This is a genomic window from Litoreibacter roseus (assembly GCF_009811795.1).
In the GTDB taxonomy this organism is placed as follows: domain Bacteria; phylum Pseudomonadota; class Alphaproteobacteria; order Rhodobacterales; family Rhodobacteraceae; genus Litoreibacter; species Litoreibacter roseus.
Window position 1 is genome coordinate 1 of the sequence record NZ_BLJE01000027.1, and the last position, 254, is coordinate 254.

A 254-nucleotide genomic window follows, 5' to 3' on the forward strand; every position below is an offset into this window, starting at 1 on the left:
GCGCTCTTTCTCCATAGTCTAATCCCAGACACCGCGGCTTCCTCCTTCCGAGGTTTGTCAACGCGGGCCGCACGCCTCGCCGGAAGGAAAGGTTGCACCCCGGCCCGCATCGAAAAACCTTCAGGATCGAGCTTGCGAACCATCTGTTGTGCGCGGCGTTGCGCTGTTTGAAGAGCTTCAGTCATGTGTCCATCTCCACCAGAATTTTGCCAAGTTGCGCGTTCGACGCCATGTAGCGGTAGGCGTCCGCGACC

General features: G+C 59.1%; 1 protein-coding gene. It reads right to left on the bottom strand.

Annotated elements, in window-relative coordinates:
* On the bottom strand, window positions 1-185 hold a 185-nt coding region (locus KIN_RS22315; protein ID WP_207710165.1), incomplete at its 3' end, for a hypothetical protein.
* Between the last annotated feature and the right edge of the window lie 69 nt (window positions 186-254).